The 22091-nt window shown below is 57.6% G+C and carries 19 protein-coding genes; 11 read left to right on the forward strand and 8 right to left on the reverse strand.

The genetic code is table 11. The features are described from left to right. Positions 1–31: 31 nt before the first annotated feature. On the reverse strand, positions 32–1576 hold the full coding sequence (locus tag KP814_RS17295) for a hypothetical protein (protein WP_216737918.1): 1545 nt from the start codon (positions 1574–1576) through the stop codon (positions 32–34). Positions 1577–1957: 381 nt separating this feature from the next. On the opposite strand from KP814_RS17295, the gene KP814_RS17300 reads away from it, so the two are divergent. After that, on the forward strand, positions 1958–2293 hold the full coding sequence (locus KP814_RS17300) for a YkgJ family cysteine cluster protein (RefSeq protein ID WP_216737919.1): 336 nt from the start codon (positions 1958–1960) through the stop codon (positions 2291–2293). Between the two features lie 34 nt (positions 2294–2327). On the opposite strand, the gene KP814_RS17305 is transcribed toward KP814_RS17300, so the two are convergent. From KP814_RS17305 to KP814_RS17335, 7 genes are all read right to left on the reverse strand, one after another. After that, entirely contained in the window at positions 2328–2870 is a 543-nt protein-coding gene (locus KP814_RS17305; protein ID WP_216737920.1) for a hypothetical protein, read from the reverse strand. Positions 2871–3018: 148 nt separating this feature from the next. After that, positions 3019–3660 carry a TetR/AcrR family transcriptional regulator gene (locus tag KP814_RS17310; RefSeq protein ID WP_216737921.1) on the reverse strand — a complete coding sequence of 214 codons (642 nt, stop codon included), beginning with the start codon at positions 3658–3660 and terminating at the stop codon, positions 3019–3021. 116 nt (positions 3661–3776) lie between these two features. Beyond that, complete coding sequence (locus KP814_RS17315; protein WP_216737922.1) at positions 3777–5138, reverse strand: 8-oxoguanine deaminase; 1362 nt, start codon at positions 5136–5138, stop codon at positions 3777–3779. A gap of 87 nt (positions 5139–5225) precedes the next feature. Further along, a complete protein-coding gene (locus tag KP814_RS17320; protein ID WP_216737923.1) occupies positions 5226–6323 on the reverse strand; it encodes a BMP family ABC transporter substrate-binding protein in 1098 nt (365 codons plus the stop codon). Positions 6324–6424: 101 nt separating this feature from the next. Beyond that, positions 6425–7351 carry an ABC transporter permease gene (locus KP814_RS17325; protein ID WP_216737924.1) on the reverse strand — a complete coding sequence of 309 codons (927 nt, stop codon included), beginning with the start codon at positions 7349–7351 and terminating at the stop codon, positions 6425–6427. Between the two features lie 12 nt (positions 7352–7363). Continuing rightward, the gene (locus KP814_RS17330) at positions 7364–8500 is read right to left on the reverse strand and encodes an ABC transporter permease (protein ID WP_216737925.1); all 1137 of its coding nucleotides are present in this window, start codon (positions 8498–8500) and stop codon (positions 7364–7366) included. Positions 8501–8550: 50 nt separating this feature from the next. Next, positions 8551–10131 (reverse strand): ABC transporter ATP-binding protein, encoded by a 1581-nt coding sequence (locus tag KP814_RS17335; RefSeq protein WP_216737926.1) that lies wholly within the window; start codon positions 10129–10131, stop codon positions 8551–8553. Between the two features lie 494 nt (positions 10132–10625). Between KP814_RS17335 and xdhA the strand changes: the two genes are divergently transcribed. From xdhA to KP814_RS17385, 10 genes are all read left to right on the forward strand, one after another. Then, positions 10626–12095, forward strand: coding sequence for a xanthine dehydrogenase small subunit (gene xdhA, locus KP814_RS17340; protein ID WP_216737927.1), 1470 nt, complete (start codon positions 10626–10628; stop codon positions 12093–12095). Then, the gene (xdhB, locus tag KP814_RS17345; RefSeq protein ID WP_216737928.1) at positions 12088–14508 is read left to right on the forward strand and encodes a xanthine dehydrogenase molybdopterin binding subunit; all 2421 of its coding nucleotides are present in this window, start codon (positions 12088–12090) and stop codon (positions 14506–14508) included. Before xdhA ends, xdhB begins: the two co-directional genes overlap by 8 nt. Before the next feature lie 2 nt (positions 14509–14510). Then, positions 14511–15413, forward strand: a complete 903-nt coding sequence (xdhC, locus tag KP814_RS17350; RefSeq protein ID WP_216737929.1) for a xanthine dehydrogenase accessory protein XdhC — start codon at positions 14511–14513, stop codon at positions 15411–15413. Further along, positions 15410–16777, forward strand: coding sequence for an allantoinase AllB (gene allB, locus KP814_RS17355; protein ID WP_216737930.1), 1368 nt, complete (start codon positions 15410–15412; stop codon positions 16775–16777). The genes xdhC and allB overlap by 4 nt, the downstream gene beginning before the upstream one ends. Positions 16778–16841: 64 nt before the next feature. Then, a complete protein-coding gene (alc, locus tag KP814_RS17360; RefSeq protein WP_216737931.1) occupies positions 16842–17846 on the forward strand; it encodes an allantoicase in 1005 nt (334 codons plus the stop codon). Next, positions 17843–18352 (forward strand): 2-oxo-4-hydroxy-4-carboxy-5-ureidoimidazoline decarboxylase, encoded by a 510-nt coding sequence (gene uraD / locus KP814_RS17365; protein ID WP_216737932.1) that lies wholly within the window; start codon positions 17843–17845, stop codon positions 18350–18352. Before alc ends, uraD begins: the two co-directional genes overlap by 4 nt. Further along, positions 18349–18714: a hydroxyisourate hydrolase gene (uraH, locus tag KP814_RS17370; protein WP_216737933.1), complete on the forward strand. Its 366-nt coding sequence runs from the start codon at positions 18349–18351 to the stop codon at positions 18712–18714. The genes uraD and uraH overlap by 4 nt, the downstream gene beginning before the upstream one ends. A 1-nt stretch (position 18715) precedes the next feature. Further along, complete coding sequence (locus KP814_RS17375; protein WP_216737934.1) at positions 18716–19216, forward strand: ureidoglycolate lyase; 501 nt, start codon at positions 18716–18718, stop codon at positions 19214–19216. 40 nt (positions 19217–19256) lie between these two features. Continuing rightward, a complete protein-coding gene (gene guaD, locus KP814_RS17380; RefSeq protein ID WP_216737935.1) occupies positions 19257–20564 on the forward strand; it encodes a guanine deaminase in 1308 nt (435 codons plus the stop codon). A 201-nt stretch (positions 20565–20765) separates the two neighbouring features. Continuing rightward, complete coding sequence (locus KP814_RS17385; protein WP_216737936.1) at positions 20766–21980, forward strand: urate hydroxylase PuuD; 1215 nt, start codon at positions 20766–20768, stop codon at positions 21978–21980. Positions 21981–22091: the final 111 nt, after the last annotated feature.

A 22091-nucleotide genomic window follows, 5' to 3' on the forward strand; every position in this document is an offset into this window, starting at 1 on the left:
CGTAGTCGCGCCCCAGGCAGGACGCATGGATTTACAGGGTTCCGCCGGACAGTGTCGGGGGCGGGGTTTTCTTATCGACCCGTTTGGCGGCATCGTCCGGGGCGGCATCTGGGGTCATCCCCCCCGCCATCAGCACCCTGCGCAGGTTATTCAATGACTGCTCCGCCTGCGCCAGGGCTCCTTTCGCGTATTTCTCCAGCCAATGACGGAACAAACGCTCCTGCTCCGCTTTACGCTGTGCAGAGAAAGCGTCTTTTTGGCCTTTATCCCGGCTCAGGCGGTCATAGTATTGCTCCATCGCCAGTAAATTATCGGCGATTTCTTTCTCGACTTGCCCGTGCGCCTCTTCAATTTTACCCCGTAATTTTCCTTTCGCCGCCGTGGCGTCGTGCAGGTCCAGCAGTGCGTCCGTTTGCGCCAGCTTGTTGAGCAGGTAGGCATCATATTCCTGTACACATTCCAGTCGCTCGCGCAGCTCTTCTTCGCCTGATTCCGCGAACGCCAACAGGTATTCTTCACAGCCGAAAGCATCCGGCGACTTCACGCCGAAGCGCTCCGTTTGCTGCAGCAGATAGTCATACTGCGCCTGTAGTCGCAGCGCTTCATTGGTTTCATCCCGCCATACGCGCCGATACAGCGCCTGCTCCCACGCCAGTTTCTGGGCGCGCGCCTGTTTGTCCAGCTCCGCCACTCTTCTGCTGCGGGCGACATCTTCACGCGCCATATCAGAACGCACTCGCAGCGCCTGTTGGGTCAGCGCATCGCGATGTTCCGGCTCCAGCATGGGGTCCAACAGACCAGCGTCAAAGCTGGCGAGAATCGCCTTCAGCTTATCCCGATAAACAATGGGTGTGTGCGCGCTTTTATAGACATCCAGCTTTGCGCGGATAGGCGACAGAGATAAGTGATGCGCTCTGGCGATGACGTCGAGCTGACTGAATACACGCGTCTCCAGAGTGCGAATTTCTTCAAATGGATAGAATTCCGCCGCCCAGTGGCGCAAACCGGACAGGTCCCAACTCATCTTGGCGATACGCACGCGAGTCGGTTTGAAACCTTTACGCACCACGCCTTTGGCCTGTTCCTCCGTCAGCCAGAGGCGGCCGTCTTCGTCGGGCGTCCAAAACAGATTGCTCCAGTCAAACTGGTGGGGCAGCGATAGCGACCAGTCGCCGCCGCCCGGTTTCGCCATGCCAGGGTCCACATCAATACACACCGGCTGTTTGAAAGCATTGCTGGGTCCGCACAGGTAGACGGTCATGTCGTAAGGCAGGATGGTGGCGGCGACCTCCGGCGGAATGCTGTCGCCCTGAATGCCGGCGCCCAACTCTGTGTCAACGAGCCCGGGTTGGGCCTTCCACTTGATGGAGCCGCTCACGGCGGGGCCGCTCAACAATGGATACAGCTCCCAGCGCAGGGAATACGCCATGGGACGCAAGCCGTCTTTGTCTTGATGCTCCCCAGAGATCTCGCCTTTGTGGCCATAGGGAGAAACAGAAGGCGCCGCCGCCAGGGACGCAGTGAACATGAAAAGGATAAGCGCTGACCACCAATGATTATTCAAAGCGCCAACCATGAAAAACTCTCATTGCCATTCCTGTTGATGACCCGATTTACACTTTACTTCCATTTGCTCGGTCTTCCCCTAACCGTCAAGCGAACAGCGATCTCTTAACGGCGGGCTTCAGCCGGTGTGTGATTGTGCATAATCCTAAAAAAATAGTAATCCTGCCTTGCACTTAGGCCGAATGCCCGAGCTGGAGTCGACCGCCTCCTCCCTCAGTTTATACCTCTATTTATTGACTATATTGCCAAAATGCGGAATTGAACAGATAATGGCCTCCGATTTACGACGGCCGAACGGTTTCCATGCCGATTTCCCGGTCGTCGCCAAAGCAGATTTATCTATCAAACCATCCAGAGTTAGCGCTGGTTGTTGTGCACGGAGTGTGTGGCAATGAGTGTGGACAACCCCTGTTTGTCCTGTGGCGCCTGTTGCGCCAGTTTTCGCGTGTCTTTTTATTGGGCTGAGGCGGATGCTGAGTCCGGCGGAGTAGTACCGCTGGAATTTACCGAGAAGCTGAATCCCTGGCGTAGTGTGATGGTCGGCACCAATCAGCCGCAGCCCCGTTGTCGCGCGTTATGCGGTGATATCGGCGGCTATACGACCTGCTCTATTTATGAACAAAGGCCCACTCCCTGCCGGGAGTTCGAAGCCGGTTCAGAGGGCTGCCTGAAGGCCAGGGCGAAGCACGGCTTGCCTTTGGAATTTCCCGACTGGCGGGCCGCCTAACCCTGGCGGCCGCACATCGTTCTGGAATCGAGCCTTAGCGCAGTCGACCGGCGCAATCCGCGCACTCCCGCACCTGCACGCGTTTGGTGAATGCCGGCGGCGCGCCGCTGTGAAAGGCGTCGCTTTCACTCAGCCTCCGGTAGACGGCTACATCGTAGGTCAATGGGTATTGCTTGTCGGATGTCGCATAGCTGGCGCAATCGCCATCGCTGCGAAAAATGCAAAACTCAAACTGATAGGCGCGCGGCCGCACCAGCTCTACCGTTTCCGTCGACAGACAAACCCGGTCGCTGTCGCTCAGGCTGCCAGTCACTGCATAGTTATTGCAGATTTCGGCGGTCCCGCCATACAGGTACTCCACACCGTCCGCCCCGACAAAACGGCTGATTTCGTTCACTTTGGCGAATATTAACTTTGAGCCCACGCCATTCGAAGATTTGGCGTGAAAGGTCACTACCGGCATATCCGGCGAATAGAAACGGTTCCGATAGATATCGCCCCAGTCCGACTGAGGGCCCAATTGCGCAGAAGCCAGCGCGGGAAACAGCGCCAGCATTAAGGACAGCAGTATCTTCATAACAGGTTCTCCCCGGGGATTACGATGATCAACTGAGGAAACCGGCCCGGACGCAAGGCCCAGAGCCTTAACCACGTCTGCCGTGGTTAGACTCCGGTGAAAGAAGAAAGTTCATTGAAAGCGAACAATTTATCGCGTTGATATCCTGTCAGGGAGTTTGGACGCCGCAGCCTTTCAGGATGATGCGAATGAGATTGTCCGCTGCGAAGTCGAAATCCTTGGAAGTCAGCTTTTTACGTCCCAACACGGCTTCAATCTGGGTGCTGAAGTCCGCGTAATGCTGAGTGGCGCTCCAAATCAGAAAAATCAGATGCTCGGGGGAAATGGGATCAATTTTGCCCTGATCAATCCAGGACTGAATCACCGCTGATTTTTCCCTGACCCATTGGCGGTTATTGGATTTCAGGTATTTKCCCAGCGTGGGCGCCCCGCTGATTATCTCCGTCGCGAAGATCTTGGAGGCCAGTGGGTGGGTTTTCGCCAGCATCACCTTGGAGCGGATATAACGTCCCAGGGCGTCCGCCGGACTGTCTTCCGGGCGGATGGCGTCGAAAGCGGAGTTCCAGAGTTCGACAATGTCGCTCAACACCGCCAGATAAAGGTCGTGCTTGCTCTTGAAGTAATAATGAACATTGGCTTTGGGCAGCCCCGCTGTGTCGGCAATCTGCTGAACTGTCGCGCCCTTGAAACCGTGGCGGGCGAATTCAATTTCCGCCGCCCGCAGGATAAGCATTTCATTCTTTTGCCTGATACGGCCCGGATTCTCCACACGGTTTGTTTTCAATACCATAGTCGCCCTAACCATCCCCTGCTGCTTAATGGGTGAACAGTTCGCGGGCCGCCGCGACAACGGCGACGACGCCCACGGTTAACTCACTGAATTAACGTATTGTTCATGTTATCGCGTCAACTGCAAGCGGCTTGGCGCAAACGCAGCGCCGCAGCGGTATGTTCCGCGCGCAATCGAGCCATATCCACATCCATAAGTTCGCTGTTTTTGACGCGCCAGTTCCCGGCCACCATCACTGCATCCGCCTGATGGGCGCCACACAACACCAACGCCGCCAAGGGATCGCCTGCGCCGGAAAAGCGGTTCTCATCCAGCTTGAACAACGCCAGGTCCGCCTGCTTCCCAACGCCCAGCACGCCCAGTTCAGGACGTTTGAGCAGCTTCGCCGAGCCCTTGGTGGCCAGGTCCAGCGCCCATTGATGAGTAATCTGGCCCGGCGCGTAGCGTAAGCGCTGTATTAACAGCGCCTGACGCACTTCCTGAATCATGTTGGAGCAATCATTGGAGGCGGAGCCGTCCACCGCCAGCCCCACGGGTGCCCCTCGCCGTTGCAGGTCCAGCGTCTGACATACGCCGGAGCCAAGCAGCATATTGGAGCTGGGGCAATGCGCCACGCCTACGCCGCGCCGCCCGAGTTCGTCCATTTCTTCGTCGGTGAAGTGAATACCGTGAGCCAGCCAGACGCCTTCGTGCATCCAGCCCACTTCCGCCAGATACTCGACCGGCCGCACCCCATAAACCCGTATGCAGAAGTCATTTTCATCCTCGGTTTCCGCCAGATGGGTGTGCAGCAAAACGCCTTCCCGGGAGGCCAGATGATTGGTTTCCTGCATGAGTTCGCGAGTTACGGAGAATGGCGAACAAGGCGCTAGGGCGATCTGCAGCATGGAGCCGTCATTGGCGTCATGATAGGCGCGGATAAGGCGCAGGCTGTCATCCAGAATCGACTGCTCGTCCTGCACCACTGACTGGGGCGGCAGACCACCGTCTTTTTCGCCAAGACTCATGGAGCCCCGCGTCAATACCGCACGGATGCCCATCTTGCGCACCGCTTCCGCCTGAATATCGATGGCGTTATCGATCTGCATGGGAAAAAGATAGTGATGATCCGCCGCCGTGGTGCAACCTGACAACAGGAGTTCCATTGACGCCATCTCCGTGGCCAGACGCACCATGTCCGCATCCAGATGCGCCCATACTTTGTACAGGCTCTGCAGCCAGGGGAACAAGGGCTTGTTCAAGGCGTCGGGCAACGCCCGCGTCAAGGTCTGATAGAAATGATGATGGGTGTTGATCAAGCCCGGCAGCAATACATGCTGCGACGCGTCGAAGGTTTCGTCATAAGGAATAGAAGGCGCGCCGCCAGCGGCCACCAGCTCAACGATTTGCGAGCCGCGCGTCACCACGCCGCCGCCAGCGTCGCAGTTCGCTTCCTGACCGTATATCGCCAGCGGATTCTTTATCCAGAGAGTCGTCATCAGATCACCCGTATTTTGATCGCCCTAATTACCAGACGCCGGAAATACCGGCGCCGGGGCCATCATAAGTTAAAGCAGGACGGGCGCCTACTTGGGAAGCTCTCCTTCCACGCCTTCCACATACCAGTTCAGGGAGAGCAGATCCTCATCGCTCATCACTTCGCCGGCAGGCACTTTGACTGCGCCGCTTTGATCTTTGACCGGTCCCTGGAAGGGGTGCAGTTTACCGTCGATGATCGCCTGCTTACGCTCTTCCACCAATTTGACGACGTCTTCTGGAATCGCCGGATTCAAAGGCGCCAGCGCCGTCGCGCCGCTCGCCAGACCGCCCCAGAAGTCAGTTGACGTCCAGGAGCCGTCCATTACAGATTTCACTTTCTCCAGATAGACCGGTCCCCAGTTATGGGTCGCCGCAGTCAGATGCGCGTCTTTGCCGTACAGAGACATGTCGGAGTGATAGCCAAACGCGTACACGCCTTTAGCTTGCGCCGCCTGGATAGGTCCAGGGGAATCCGTGTGCTGGTTAATGATGTCCGCGCCTTGCAGAATCAGAGTTTCCGCCGCTTCCCGTTCTTTCGCCGGATCGTACCAGGAGCTGACCCAAACCACTTTCACCACCGCTTTCGGGTTGACGCTGCGCAGGCCTTGGGTGAAAGCGTCGATGCCGCGCACCACTTCAGGAATCGGGAAGGAGCCGACATAGCCGACGATATTGGACTTGGTCATTTTGCCGGCGATAACGCCGGTCAGGTAACGGCCTTCATAAATACGGTCGAAGTAAGTCCCTACATTCTTCGCACGCTTGTAACCGCTGGCGTGTTCGAATTTCACTTTGGGAAACTGTTTGGCCACTTTCAGGGTCGGGTTCATGTAGCCGAAAGAAGTGGTGAAAATCAGATCGTTGCCGGATTTGGCCAATTGACGAATCACACGCTCTGCGTCCGCGCCTTCCGCCACGCTCTCAACATAGGTGGTTTTCACTTTATCGCCGAGCTGCTCTTCAACGTACTTGCGCGCTTTGTCGTGAGAATACGTCCAGCCCGCGTCGCCGGTGGGACCGACATAGACAAAACCGACCTTGACCGGCTCCGCCGCGGTCACCGACTGCGCCGACATGAACAACGCCAGTGCGACGCCTGCGGCTTTGGCGAAGCGCTGCGCCAACGATTTCTTTTCTTGCTTCATACAATGTAACCCCTTCAGCAGGATAGTTTTTGAGTTATCCGCAGCTCCTTGCGCATCGCCTGACCCAGGCCGTCCGGACCTGGCGCGTAATCCATCGATCGTTAGTCCGCCGGGTGAAACGGTTTGCCCAGCGATACCGGAGCATAGAGTTTCACCCTGGCTTTATCCGAGGACAGCATCACCAGCACGACAATAGTCGCCAGGTACGGCATGATCGCCAACAAATTCGGCGACACCGAAAAGCCCAGCCCCTGCGCTACCAGATGCATGATGCTGAAAGCGCCAAACAAATAGGCCCCCAGCAACACCCGCTCGGCCTTCCAACTGGCGAACACCACCAGCGCCAGCGCAATCCAGCCGCGTCCGGCGGTCATGTTCTCCGCCCACAACGGGGTGTAGGCCAGCGATAAATAGGCGCCAGCCAGTCCCGCCATAGCCCCGCCGAACATCACCGCCAGATAGCGAATTTTGAACACCGGCAGACCCGTCGCCTTGGCGGATTGCGGCGATTCGCCCACTGCTTTCAGCGCCAGTCCGGCATGGGACCGGTTCAAAAACAGGTAAACGCCGACAAACAGCCCGAATGAAAGATAGACCAGGGGATCATGACTGAACAGAATGCGACCGACGAAAGGAATGTCGGAAAGTAAAGGAATATGCCAGGGCTCGATGCCAACCAGCGGCGTGCCGACATAGTCGCTGCCGACAAAAGCGCTGAGCCCGGTTCCGAAAATGGTCAAAGCCAGACCCGTGGCGACCTGATTGGCGCTTAAGTTAAGCGCAATAAAGCCGAATAACAGAGACATCATCAGCCCCGCCGCCATGGCGAAGGTGACGCCCAGCCACAAATTGCCGGTCTCTAATGCGGCGATGAAACCGATCACCGCTCCCATCAGCATCATGCCTTCCTGACCCAGGTTGAGCACGCCGGACTTCTCACACACCAGCTCGCCCAGCGCGACAAGTATCAGAGGCGTGCCCGTGCGCACGGTGGCGTACAGAATGTTGACTATCAGATCATAATCCATGACGACGCCCCGTTATTGTGAATGCGTGGAAAGGTTTGCGTCTGCGCCATTCACCAGGGCCGCGGACGATGGCTTGCGCAGGGCGCTAAAACGCGGACTGAGGCGGATGCGATAGGCGATCAGCACGTCACAGGCCAGCAGGAAAAACAGCAACATGCCCTGGAACAGGCCTGTCAGCGCCAATGGCAGGTTCAGCTCAATCTGCACCAGCTCGCCGCCGATGTAGATTAACGCCATCAACATGCTCGACAGCAGAATGCCTACTGGATGCAAACGTCCCAGAAAGGCGACGATAATCGCCGCGTAGCCGTAGCCCGGCGAAACCTGCGGCACCAGTTGCCCAATAGGCCCCGTCACTTCGCATACGCCAGCCAGCCCGGCCAAAGCGCCGCTCAATAACAGCGCCAGCCACACCAGACGACGCTCTTTAAACCCGGCAAAGTGAGCCGCGCGGGTATCCAGCCCCAGCACTTTGATCTGAAATCCAACGAAGGTCTTGCTCAGCAACACCCACACCGCCACCAGAGCGAACAACGCGAACAGGATGCCGATATGCATGCGGCTGTCTTCCAGCAACAACGGCAAAGTCACGGCTTCAGTGAAGAGGGCGGACTCAGGAAAATTGAAACCGCCAGGATCTTTGAGAGGTCCATGCACGCTAAACAGAAGCAAATTCAGGGCGATATAGTTCAGCATGATGGTGGTGAGTATTTCATTGGTGTTGAAATGGGTTTTCAACAGGGCGGGAATCGCCGCCCACGCCATGCCCGCCAGCGCGCCCGCCACCAACACCAGCGGCAGAGCGAATGCAGAGTCGCTTTCCAGAAACTGCAGCGCTACGCCGCCGCCGACCAGCGCGCCGAACAAGAGTTGTCCTTCCGCCCCGATATTCCAGACTTTACCCCGGTAACATACCGCCAAACCCAGGGCGCACAGCATAATCGGCGCAGCTTTCACCCCCAGCTCGGTCCAGCCGTACAAGTCCGATACCGGCGCTATAAAGAAGGTATATAAAGTTTGCAGCGGGTCTTTACCCAACGCCCAAAACAAGATGGAGCCGGTAATCAGCGTCAATGTTCCCGCCAGTATGGGAGAGAGATACGCCATCCAGCGGGAGTCGTCTACGCGACGCTCCAGTTTAAAAATCATTGCCCGGCCCCCTTCGCTAACATGTCAGCTTTGTTATGCTCTCTCATCCTTCAGGCTCCCACCGCTTGTTGCGGCGCGGGCTGCGACGACTCCAGAAAGTCGCCGCCCATCCAACCCCCGACTTCAGCGATGGTTGTCTCCCTGGTCTCTTTAATCGGCGAGATCTTGCCCACGTACAGAGCGCATATGCGGTCGCTGATGGCGAACAACTCGTCCAGGTCTTCCGACACCACCAGAATAGCAGCGCCACGGTCGCGCAGTTCGATCAACGCTTTGTGAATCGCCAATGCGGCGCCCACATCCACGCCCCAGGTCGGGTGCGCGGCGATCAGAAGCTTAGGATTCTGCAGGATTTCGCGGCCAATGATGAATTTTTGCAGGTTGCCCCCGGAGAGGCATTTAGCATGGGTTTCTGTGTTGGGGGCTTTAACATTGAAACGGGTGCGCACGGTTTCAGCGAATTTGCGCACCGCCGGCATGCTGATCAGGCCGGCCTTGGTCAGTCCCTGAAAATAGCCGGTCAACAGTCCGTTCTCTTTTAGGCTCATATCCGGCACGGCGCCGCGGCCCAGCCGCTCTTCCGGCACAAAGCCCACTCCCAGTTTACGGCGCTGTCCAGACGTCATCGCCGCCACCGGTTGCGCCAGCAGGCGAATCGCTGCGGGGGAATCCAGAACCACCGTTTCCCCGCTCAGCGCCGCCAACAGCTCTTCCTGTCCGTTGCCGGCCACACCCGCCACACCGAGAATTTCACCGGCTTTCACGGTGAAGCTAAGGGACTCCAGGTTGACGCCGAAAGGATCATCCGTCTTCACCGACAGATTCTCTACAATTAGATAGTCTTCGCCGCCGGTCGTCTTCTCATGCTCCGCATGCACCGGCGTATCGTCGCCCACCATCAGGCGGGCAATGCTGTGATTGGTCTCTTCCGCCGGAACGCAATGACCGCTGACTCTGCCCGCCCGTAAAATAGTGGCGCTGTCGCACAGGGCGCGCACTTCATTCAGCTTGTGGCTTATAAATAGAATGCTGCAGCCTTCCTGGGACAGTTGCCGCAGGGTGGCGAATAACTGGTCGACTTCTTGAGGCGTTAATACTGAGGTCGGCTCATCCAGGATCAGCAGCTTGATATCCTGTAGCAGACAGCGCACGATTTCGACCCGCTGACGTTCGCCGATAGACAAGGTATGCACCAGACGATCCGGGTTCAGCGCCATGCCGTATTTGTCGGAGACCTCGCTGATGCGACGAGACAAAGCCGCGCGGTCGCGCACCTGCTCTTTGGGCAGACTGAGAGAAATGTTCTCAGCAACCGTAAGCGTTTCGAATAAAGAGAAGTGCTGGAACACCATACCGATGCCCAGTCTGCGCGCCGCGGCCGGATCAGCGATCTCCACTGGCTCGCCTTCCCAGTAAATGACGCCGGCGTCAGGCCGGGTAACCCCGTAGATAATTTTCATTAAAGTGCTTTTGCCGGCCCCGTTCTCGCCGAGAAGGGCGTGCACTTCGCCAGGACGGATATTGAGATGTGCGCGATCATTAGCCAGGCAGCCAGGATACTGCTTGGTGATTCCCTGTAACTGCAGCCGGTAGTCCTTACTCGGCGGAGGAAGATCAATATCGATAGTCATGCGCTGCCAAGCCTCTTTGGAACATTTTTGCTGTTTTTATTCTGTCCGGCTCCGGGGTTTGACGCCGGCCCAGGTCAAACAGGGGCCGCATCATCAACATAAACCCCGGCAATTTCAACCGCCCGAACCCGCTATTTCAGTGGGTTCAGACCGCCTTATGCCGGTTTGCGTTCATTCCGAATGCAAATTTTTGGCCATCTGGTCAGTTTTTTATTTATTGACCAGTTGATCAACTTTGGCAAAACATTTGCTAACCTTACATCGACGTTAAATTCCGCCTAATGTTCGATCAGATCTGACTTGAACTATAGGTTGACCGGATTTGTATGTAAATAATAACCTGACCATATAGACAAGTTTTTTAAAGGGCGTAAGCTATAAGGACAGGCGTGGAAAACGAGCGGCTGTCTGCGCATGAAACTAAGCGGCGACATGCGGACGTTATAACAAAAAATTTTTAGTAAGCTGTAATAAAAAGACCAAGGTACGCCACGGTGATTCGATTTTTACTGAACGACGACGCCTTAGAGCTCGATAATTTTGACCCGGATTTGACCATTTTAGAGTTCTTGCGCACCAATAAGGGGCTGACCGGAACCAAAGAGGGCTGCGCCTCTGGCGACTGCGGCGCCTGCACCGCGGTGATCGCCACAGAGGAAAACGGCGCATTAGCCTACCGCTCCATTAATACCTGCATTACCTTCCTGGGCGGGTTGCACGGCAAACAGCTCATTACCGTTGAATATCTTAACCGGCGCGGCGCCTTGCACCCGGTGCAACAGGCCATGGTGGACCAGCACGGTTCTCAGTGCGGTTTCTGCACGCCGGGCTTCGTTATGTCCCTGTACGCCTTATATCAGCATAAACAGCAGAAAGCGGATACACGCGCCTGCTCACGTCAGGAAGGAGAGGCCTATCTGGCCGGCAATCTGTGCCGCTGCACCGGCTATCGCCCTATTCTGGACGCCGCCCGTCAGGCCACCTCACCTGAGCAACTGGCGCAAATCAAAGAGGATGAAGCCGCCATCTGCGCCAGACTGGCCGCTATCAAAGCACAGGGCCCGGGTTCCGTGACTCGTGAAGACCAAGGCGTCACCAAGCACTTTCACCTGCCAACGAATCTGGATCAGCTCGCCCAGTTTTACGATGCGGCCCCAAGCGCCCGCCTGCTGGCTGGCGGCACCGACCTAGCGTTGGAGGTCACCCAGCAGTTGAAGCAACTCGACAACATTATTTATGTCGGCGCGGTCGATGAAATGAACGCGTTGACGGTGACTGAGGACACGCTGGAGATCGGCGCGGCCGTCACCTACGAGCGCGCTATGTCTGCGCTGTCCCAGGAATACCCTGACATAGAGCCCTTCCTGGAGCGCCTGGGCTCAATGCAGGTGCGCAACCAGGGCACCCTCGGCGGCAATATCGGCAACGCTTCTCCTATCGGCGACATGCCTCCGGTTCTGTTGGCGTTGAACGCCGTATTGACCTTGCGTAAGGGCGAACAAAGCCGCCGCCTGCCGCTGGACCAGTTTTTCCTGGATTACAAGAAAACCGCCTTGCAGCCCGGCGAGTTCATCGCATCCATCAGCATTCCCCGCGCCCGCCCGGACGCCAGCCTGCATCTATATAAAGTCAGCAAGCGTTTGGAGGATGACATTTCCGCCGTGTGTCTGGCCTGTTATCTCAAGATCGAGAACGGCTCAGTGGCGGAGATCCGACTTGGCGTCGGCGGTATGGCGGCGATACCCAAACGCGCCATGCTTACCGAACAGGCTATGTTGCAACAACCCTGGACGCCAGACACTATCCAAGCGGCCCAGACGGCGATCATGCAGGAGTTTTCACCTTTGAGCGATGTTCGCGCCAGCGCCGATTACCGGCGCAAAGTGGCTGCTAATCTGTTGCAGCGGTTGTATATTGAAAGCGCCGATGGGGCGGTGGCGACGAGGGTATTTCACTATGCGTGACCTGTTGAACAAACTCGGCAAACCACTTGAGGTCAAGCTGGATAGCGCCGCCTTAGCGCAATCCCAGGCTCCGACGACCCAAGGCTCCCCCAAAGCCGGCCGCGACGCCAAGCATGACAGCGCCCACAAACATGTGGCCGGCGCCGCTCAATATATCGACGACCGTTTTCCTCACGCGGGACAATTGTATGGCTGCGTAGGCAAAAGCCCACACGCTCACGCCCGCGTCATCTCCATGAATCTGGACAAAGTCCGCGCTGCGCCGGGCGTGCTGTGCGTGATTACCGCCGACGACATCCCCGGACATCTGGATATCGGTCCGGTATTCCCCGGCGATATGTTGCTGGTTAAGGATAAAGTGGAATTCGTCGGCCAACCTCTATTCGCCGTGGCGGCGGAGAGTCACGCCGCTGCGCGCCGCGCTGTGAAACTGGCGGAAGTTGAATATGAAGTATTGCCGGCGACCCTCACTATCGAAGATGCGCTGCAACAACAACTGTTTGTGCGTCCGCCTCATCAGATGCGCCTGGGCGAGCCGGAGACAGCCCTCGCCAACGCCCCCAATCGCCTGCACGGCGATATAGAAGTCGGCGGTCAGGAGCATTTCTATCTGGAAGGACAGATTTCCCTGGCGATTCCAGAAGAAGACGGCGGCATGCACATCTTCGCCTCCAGCCAGCACCCTTCGGAAGTGCAGAAGCTGGTGGCGGAAGTACTCGATGTTCCCTTCAACCGCATCACTGTCGACGTGCGTCGCATGGGCGGCGGTTTCGGCGGCAAAGAGACTCAGGCTGCGCCCTGGGCCTGTCTCGCTGCGGTGCTGGCGCGCAAGAGTGGCCGACCGGTTAAATTCCGCCTCAGCCGCAGCGACGATATGGAAATGACTGGCAAGCGTCATCACTTCCATAACCTCTTTGACGTAGGTTTTGACGACGAAGGCCGTATATTGGGCGCAGACATTACCGTCAACGGTCTGTGCGGCTATTCACCGGACCTGTCCGACGCCATCGTCGATCGCGCCATGTTCCACTCCGACAACGCCTACTTCCTCGCTAACGCCAGCATTACCGGCAATCGCTGCAAGACCCATACGGTTTCCAATACCGCGTTTCGCGGCTTCGGCGGTCCACAAGGCATGATGGCGGCGGAAGCCATGATAGAGGCGATCGCCCGACGCGTCGGCAAAGATCCGGTGGAAATACGTCTGTTGAACTATTACCGGGAAGATCATGAGCGCTATGACTTCAAGCAAGGCGGCTATGACGTCACGCCTTACCATCAGAAAGTAGAGCAGAACCTCATTCCGCTGATGACTCGTAAGCTGATGGCGGATGCGGACTACCACGCCCGCAAAGCGGCTATTCGCGCGTTCAACGCGTCCAGCCCGATCTTGAAAAAAGGCCTGGCGCTGACGCCGGTGAAATTCGGCATATCCTTCACCGTACAGCACCTTAACCAGGCTGGCGCGCTGATTCATATCTACACCGACGGCAGCATTCACCTGAACCACGGCGGTACGGAAATGGGTCAGGGCCTGTACACCAAGGTGGCGCAGATCGTCGCCCAGGAGTTTCAGGTCGACGTGGACAACATCGTCGTCTCCGCGGCGCGTACGGACAAAGTGCCCAATACCTCTCCAACGGCGGCGTCTTCGGGCACCGATCTGAACGGCAAGGCGGCGCAAAACGCCGCACAGACGATCAAGGGCCGACTGATCGAGTTCGCCTGTGAGCAATATCAGGTGACGCCGGAGCAGGTTTACTTCGCAGACAATAATGTCCATGTGGGTGAAAAGGCGTTTCCGTTCGCCGAGTTCATCCAGCAGGCTTACATGGGCCGTGTGTCCCTGTCCGCCACCGGTTTCTATAAAACGCCGAAAATCCATTATGACCGCGACACCGCATCCGGCCGTCCCTTCTTTTACTTCGCCAATGGCGTCGCCGCTTCGGAAGTGGTCGTCGACACCCTGACCGGTGAGTACAAAGTGTTGCGGGCGGATATTCTGCATGACGTGGGCAAATCGCTGAATCCCGCCATCGACATTGGCCAGATCGAGGGCGGTTTTATCCAGGGCATGGGCTGGCTCACCACCGAAGAAGTCTGCTGGGACGCCAATGGCCGCCTGCTCAGCAACAGTCCGGCGAATTACAAGATTCCCACGCTGGGCGATCTGCCGGAAGTGCTGAATGTGGAGTTATTGCCGAACGAACCCAATCGCGAGGAAACCATCTATCATTCCAAAGCCGTGGGCGAACCGCCGTTCATGCTGGCGATCTCCGTCTGGTGCGCCTTGAAAGACGCCATTTCCAGCTTGACGGATTACCGTATTGATCCGCCGTTGCACACGCCATCCACACCTGAGAAGGTGTTGGCGGCAGTGGAAGCGACCTTGAGCGCCGCCAAGGGAGAATAAGCATGTATAGGGAGCAATGGTTCGAAGTCACCCAGCGGCTCAGCCGCGCAGGGCGGCCTTTCGTGCTGATCACGCTGATCGGCGCGCGTGGTTCTACACCCCGGGACAGTGGAACCAAAATGGTGGTGTCCGCCGACGCCACCTTTGACACCATTGGCGGCGGCCATCTGGAGTTCAAGGCCACCGCTATGGCGCGGGAGATGTTGGCCAGACAGGATTACAGTCAGCGCATGGAGCACTTCCCTTTGGGCGCAAGCCTGGGCCAGTGTTGCGGCGGCAGCGCCACCGTTCTGTTTGAAGCCTTTGCGCCCTGCCCCACACAGATCGCACTATTCGGCGCCGGCCATGTCGCCAAAGCGCTGGTGACCGTTCTGGCGGAACTGCCGGTGCAAGTCACCTGGATCGACTCCCGGGAAGAGCTGTTTCCTGAAGCGCTTCCCGCCAACACCCATAAACGGGTGGACGCCTATCCCTGCGATGTGATCGACGATCTGCCGGATAACCTCTATTACCTGATTCTGACCCATAATCATCAGCTGGATTACGAACTGGCTGAAAAGATCCTGCGCCAGGACCGCTTCGCGTATCTGGGGCTGATCGGCTCAGCCACCAAGTGGGCGCGTTTCCGCCAGCGCTTTGACTATCGCGGCGTGGACTCCAGTCAGGTCGAACGCGTGAGCTGTCCGGTGGGCCTGTCCGCCGTCCCTGGCAAGCAGCCGATGGAAGTGGCGGTGTCTATCGCCGCCGAACTGATCGGTTTGTATCACACCTCCACGCAGCCCACACAACAGGGCGTGGCCTGGAAGGACATCAAAAGCTGGGCTGCCGATCAGGCAGAGCCTCGGGACGCCAGCGACACGGACTCTTCAACGTCAACGCAAACATCCTCAGGAGAGACTTTATGAGTGGCGTCGCCATTCGCAGCCGCAGAGTGATCACCGATCAGGGCATGCAGCCCGCAACGGTGCTGATCGCCGGCGGCAAAATTGTGGAAGTGCAGCCTTACGATATGTCGATAGACGCCGACTACGAGCTGGTGGATGTCGGCAATGACGTGGTGATGCCCGGTCTGGTGGACACTCACGTGCATATTAACGAACCCGGCCGCACGGAATGGGAAGGCTTCAATACCGCCACCCAGGCCGCCGCCGCTGGAGGCATCACTACCCTGGTGGACATGCCGCTGAACTGTATCCCGGTCACCACTACCGCCGACGCCTTTCGCATCAAGCTGGAAGCAGTATCCGACAAGCTCTGGGTCGACTGTGGCTTCTGGGGCGGGGTCGTGCCGGAAAATATCGATGAGCTGCCTGCGTTGCTGGACGCAGGCGTGCTGGGCGTAAAATCATTTCTGATCGACTCTGGAATCGATGAATTTCCGCCAGTGACGGACAGCGACGTCAAACGGGCCATGCCTATATTGGCGCGCTACGGCGTCCCCTATCTGATTCACGCAGAGCTGGATAAAGAGCACATCCCGCCGCCGGCAATCGGCAATAGTTATCAGAGTTTCCTCGCTTCGCGCCCCAAAGCCTGGGAAAACGACGCTATCGACCTGATGATCAACGCCGCCCGCGATTTCAAGGCGCAAGGCGTGGACTGCAAAGTGCATATCGTGCACCTGTCTTCCGCCGAGGCGCTGGCCGCCATCGGCGCCGCCAAAGAGTCGGGACTGTCTTTCACCGTGGAAACCTGTCCTCACTACCTGACCCTGTTCGCCGAAGCCATCCCGGATGGCAAAACACTGTTCAAGTGCTGCCCGCCCATTCGTGAAAACGACAACCGCGAGCACTTATGGCAAGCCCTGGAGCAGCGACTGATCGACTTCGTCGTGTCCGACCACTCTCCCTGCACGCCGCAACTGAAAGAGATCGACAGCGGCGATATCGAAAAAGCCTGGGGCGGTATTTCCGCCCTCCAGTTCAGTCTGCCGCTGGTATGGCATGAAGCTCACCAACGGGGCTTGTCGCTGCCCTTTATTTCCCGCCTGATGAGTTGGGAAACCGCCCGCTTCGCCGGCTTGTCCCATCGCAAAGGCCGTCTGGCCCCGGGATATGACGCGGACGTCTTGGTATTTGACGACCATCAAGCGGTCACCATCAGCAAGGACATGATCAAGCACCGCCACAAGATTACGCCTTATGAAGGCATGCAGGCCACCGGCGCCATTCGCCAGACCTGGTTACGCGGACAATGTATTTACAAGGACGACCAGTTTATCGGCGCCGCCAAAGGCCAGCCGCTGCTGAGAGAGAGCAAGACAGGCTGAGCGCGGACGCAATGAACGACACACAACAACGATTAACCTCCACACTTATTTTGGAATTCTCTGTATGAGTCACGCCATCGATTTAGAACTGCCCTATCCTGGCGCCCTTAACCTGGCGGCCGAACGCCTGGGAACCCAGGTGTTGTCTTGCAGCGACGACTTCTTCGCCTCCAAGGACAACCTGATCAAGTCCGGACGCGGCATTTTCATCGCCGATAAGTACACGGATAACGGCAAATGGATGGATGGCTGGGAATCACGGCGTCGCCGCGACGGCGGTTACGACTGGTGCACCCTGCGCCTCGGCGCGCCCGGTCGCATTGATTTTATCGACGCCGATACCAATCACTTTCGCGGCAATGCGCCGGCGTCAGTGTCTCTGGACGCCTGTTACTGTCTTGGCGAACCAGACGCCAACACACAGTGGACGGAGATCCTGCCAAAAACCAGCGTTAACGCTCACAGCCAAAACCTGATCAAGGTGGACAGCGCCGACAACTGGACCCACGTGCGCTTGAACATTTATCCCGACGGCGGCGTCGCGCGACTGCGAGTGTACGGCTCTCCCCAGGTGGACTGGTCACGCACCCTGCCCGGCGAGCTGGTGGATCTGGCCGCTATCGCCAATGGCGGTCGCGCGCTGTTGTGCAGCGATATGTTCTTCAGCGACATGCAAAACCTGCTGATGCCCGGACGCGGCGTCAATATGGGCGACGGCTGGGAAACCAAACGGCGTCGCGGCCCAGGCTACGACTGGCTGATCATGCGTCTGGCCGCACCCGGCGCCTTGCAGAAAGTGATCGTCGACACCTGCCACTTCAAAGGCAACTATCCTGACCGTTTTTCTCTGGAAGGCGCCGTAGCGGCGGACCCGAACACAACGGACGCAGACAGCCTGAAAGCCCTGGACTGGCAAGCCATCATTCCAGAAACCAAGCTGCATGCGCATCGCGAGCATCTGTTCATGGACGAAATCCAGGACAAAGCCACCGCGTTCACCCATCTGCGTTTGAATATTTACCCTGACGGCGGCGTCAGCCGTCTGCGCGTGCTGGGGTATCCCAAATGAGCCAGGTCACCCTAGAACAACTCAACGCTATGCCGGAACAGGCTGCGCAAGCGACATTCCAGACCTGTTGCAGCAGCGAAGCCTGGGCGCGGGGCATGACGGCGGCGCGTCCATTCGCCGATTCGACGTCTGTACACGAAACCGCCGACCGCATCTGGGCGGGATTGACGGAACAGGATTACCTGGAAGCCTTCGCCGGCCATCCCAAGATCGGCGACGTGAATTCTCTGCGCGCCAAGTACGCTCACACCAAAGCCCTGGCCGCCGGAGAGCAGTCCGGCGTCAACAGCGCCGACGAGGATACCCTGCAACGTCTGGCCACAGGAAATCAGGCTTACGAAGAAAAATTCGGCTTTATTTTCATTGTCTGCGCCACCGGTAAAAGTGCGGCGGAAATGCTGTCGCTGCTGGAGGCGAGACTCCCCAACGCGCGTAGCGAGGAAGTCATAAACGCTGCGGAAGAGCAACGCAAAATCACCCGCATCCGCTTGGAGAAACTGCTATGAGCCAAATCACCACTCATGTTCTGGACACCGCCCAGGGCAAGCCCGCCGCTGGCGTTCCGATTCGCTTCTTCGCTTTTGTCGACGACGATTGGGAGCAGATCGGCGGCGGCGAAACCAACGCCGACGGTCGTCTGCCCAATCTATTGGAAGAAAACGTGGTGCTGCCCGCGGGCCGTTATCTGATGGCCTTCGATACGGCCGCGTATTTCAAGAAACTCATGCACACGCCCGGGTATCGCGGAGCAGAGACCTGCTTCTACCCCTATGTGGACGTCGTGTTTGAAATCAGCGGCGACGGCGAGCACTACCACATTCCTCTGCTGCTCTCGCCCTATGGCTACTCCACTTACCGGGGCAGCTGAGATGCCCGCGCGTCGCTTGCGTCCCCAAACGCTGACTCGTGAAGCTTTCGCGCCCTACGGCGACGTTATCGTCGCCGACGCCGGCAGCGAGCATTTCACTATTAACTACGGGCAGACGGAGCGTTACCACCAACTGGCGATGGTAGATGTGGCTGAATCCGATGGAGCCCCCATTATCAGCCTGTTTCGCTCAACGCCCTTAGCGTTGCCGGTCGCCATCCGCATCATGGAGCGGCACCCGCTGGGAAGTCAGGCGTTCTACCCATTGAGCCCCCGCCCTTATCTGGTGTTGGTGGCGCCGCCAGGTGACTTCGACGCGGACAAAGTAGAAGCCTTCCTGGCGCAACCGGGGCAAGGCGTGAATTACCACAAAGGCGTCTGGCATCACTATTGTCTGGCGCTGGAAGACGTCAGCGACTTTCTGGTCGTGGATCGTAAAGGACCGGGCAATAACTGCGATGAAATCGAATTGCCCGACGCGCCTTGGACAATTGACTTATAATCCGTTGATTTTGATATAAAATGAGGAACCCTGACACGCCATGACCAGCTCCATCAGCGCCCATCGCGGCCCGCTTTTCCATATGATCGCCGATCCAGCGGAAGTGGGTGAAGAAGCCAGTTATCAGTACTGGGAAGACGGCCTGCTTGTCGTCGCAGACGGCAAAATAACCGCCGCCGGAGCCTACAGCGACCTGCTCCCGACGCTTCCCGAAGGCGCAGTCATCGAGAACCATCCCGACAGCCTGATCGTTCCGGGATTCATCGACACCCATATTCACTATCCGCAAACCGAGATGATCGGCGCCTTTGGCAAACAGTTGCTGGAGTGGCTGAACACTTACACCTTCCCCACCGAGCGCGACTTTCAGGACCCACAACATGCGCGCAGAGTGGCGCGGGTGTTTCTGGATGAGCTTCTGAAGAACGGCACCACCACCGCACTGGTGTTCGGCACCGTGCACCCGGAATCGGTGGATATGTTTTTCGAAGAAGCGCTGGAGCGTAACCTGCGCATGATCTGCGGCAAGGTCATGATGGACCGCAATGCGCCAGATTATCTTTGCGATACTGCGGAAAGCAGCTATCAGGACAGTAAAGCTTTATTGGAAAAGTGGCACGGCAAAGGTCGCCTGCTCTACGCCGTGACGCCGCGCTTCGCCCCCACCAGCACGCCGGAGCAGTTGGCGGCGGCGGGTCGTTTGCGTGAGGAATATCCTGACGCCTACATGCACACACACTTGTCGGAAAACCCCGCTGAGTGCGGCTGGGTGAAAGAACTGTTCCCGCAGTGCGCCAACTATCTGGATGTTTATGACCATTACGGTCTGCTCGGCAAACGCGCCGTCCTGGCCCATGGCGTTCACTTATGCGAAGACGAGTGGAAACGGCTGCACAGCTCGGATTCCGCAGTGGCGTTCTGTCCGACATCCAACCTGTTCCTCGGCAGCGGCCTGTTCGCATTGGAAGAAGCCGAACGTCACAAGGTCAAAGTGGGCTTGGGCACGGACGTAGGCGGCGGCACCAGCTTCTCCCTGCTGCAAACCTTGAACGAGGCTTACAAAGTCATGCAGCTGCGCGGACATGCGCTGACGCCGTTCAAGAGTTTCTATCTTGCCACACTGGGCGGCGCCAAAGCGCTGGAGCTGGATCACCTCCTGGGCGGCTTCTCTGCCGGTAAGGAAGCGGACTTTGTGGTGCTGGATAAACGCGCCACGCCGTTGCTGCAACTGCGCATGGAAAACTGCCGCAGTCTGGCGGAGCAGCTTTTCGCCTTCAGCATCCTGGGAGACGACCGCGCCATACGCGCAACCTACGCGGCTGGACGCTGTGTGCACAAAAAGGATTAACGTGGCGATGATGCTGACAGGTTAATAACCCGGCGCGTGAGGCGACAAAACGCGGCAGACAAAACCTGACCTGTGCAGGTTCTGTCGTTTACAGACGCATAGCTGGACGCTATTTGTCTGTCGGATAAAGAACAAAAACGCAGGAAGCCGCGGACGCGGCTTCGTTGACCAATAACAATTAGACTCGGCTTTGAGGTCAGAATGGACCCGTATTACATCGACTGGATTAATCTTTTCATTCGCTGGTTTCACGTTATCGCAGGCGTGGCGTGGATTGGCGCTTCCTTTTACTTTGTCTGGCTGGACAACTCCCTGCAGGACCCGCCGGACTGGAAAAAAGAAAAGGGAATCAAAGGCGATTTATGGGCCATTCATGGCGGCGGCTTTTATGAAGTCGCCAAGTACCGGCTGGCGCCGGAGAAAATGCCCGCCACGCTGCACTGGTTCAAATGGGAGGCGTACACCACCTGGTTGACCGGTTTCATGCTGTTGTCCCTGATGTACTACTTCGGGGCGGAGACCTACCTGATCGATAAGTCCGTGATGGAGCTTAGCCAATGGCAGGCTATCGGCATCGGCGTCGGCCTGCTGGTAGCGGGCTGGGCGCTGTACGACGGCTTATGCCGCTCGCCCCTGTCTCGCAATGGCTACGTCTTCGGCGGCCTGTTATTGGGTCTCGCCATTCTGGCCAGCTGGGGCCTGACCCAGGTCTTCAGCGCCCGCGGCGCTTATATTCATGTGGGCGCCTTGATGGGAACGCTGATGGCGGGGAACGTATTGATGATCATCATTCCTTCCCAAAAAGCGCTGGTGAACGCCGTCAAGGCCGGCGCCGCCCCCGATCCCAAACTGGGTGAAAACGCCAAGCTGCGCTCCACCCATAACAACTACATGACGCTGCCGCTGATCTTCATCATGATCAGCAACCACTATCCCATGACCTACGGCCATGAGTGGAACTGGGCTATTTTATCAGCGCTGGTCGTCATCACCGCCTTTGCGCGCCATTATTTCAACCTCAAGCACAGAGGCGTAAAACAACCTGCTATTCTGGTGATAGCGATGGTGATGTTCATCGGTTTGGCGATGATCGTCAAAAGCACGGGGGAAGCGGACAACGCAGATACCCAGCAAACCGCAGAATCGGCGAATAAGGTCGGTTTCATGCAGGCTGCGGCGATCATTCACAACCGCTGCGCCAGCTGTCATGCGGCCAACCCAACCCAGGCCGGATTTGCGGAGGCCCCTGCCGGCGTACTTCTGGACACCACCAGTGGCGTTATGCGCCATCTCCAACAGATTCAACAGGTTGCGGTAGATTCCAACTACATGCCTCTGGGCAACCTGACCGGAATGACGGATGAAGAGCGCCAACAACTGGGAGCCTGGATCAGACAGGGCGGCGGAACCGAATAAGTCGAGCCGCATTTTTATCCAAAGGAGAATGTTCCTGGGTAAAAAACGCGGTTAGCATATGCAACCTTTTATATGCCTCAGCGATCCCGGGCGGGGTCGCAGGCCAGCCTG

The sequence above is a fragment of the Hahella sp. HN01 genome, assembly GCF_018986435.1.
In the GTDB taxonomy this organism is placed as follows: Bacteria; Pseudomonadota; Gammaproteobacteria; order Pseudomonadales; family Oleiphilaceae; genus Hahella.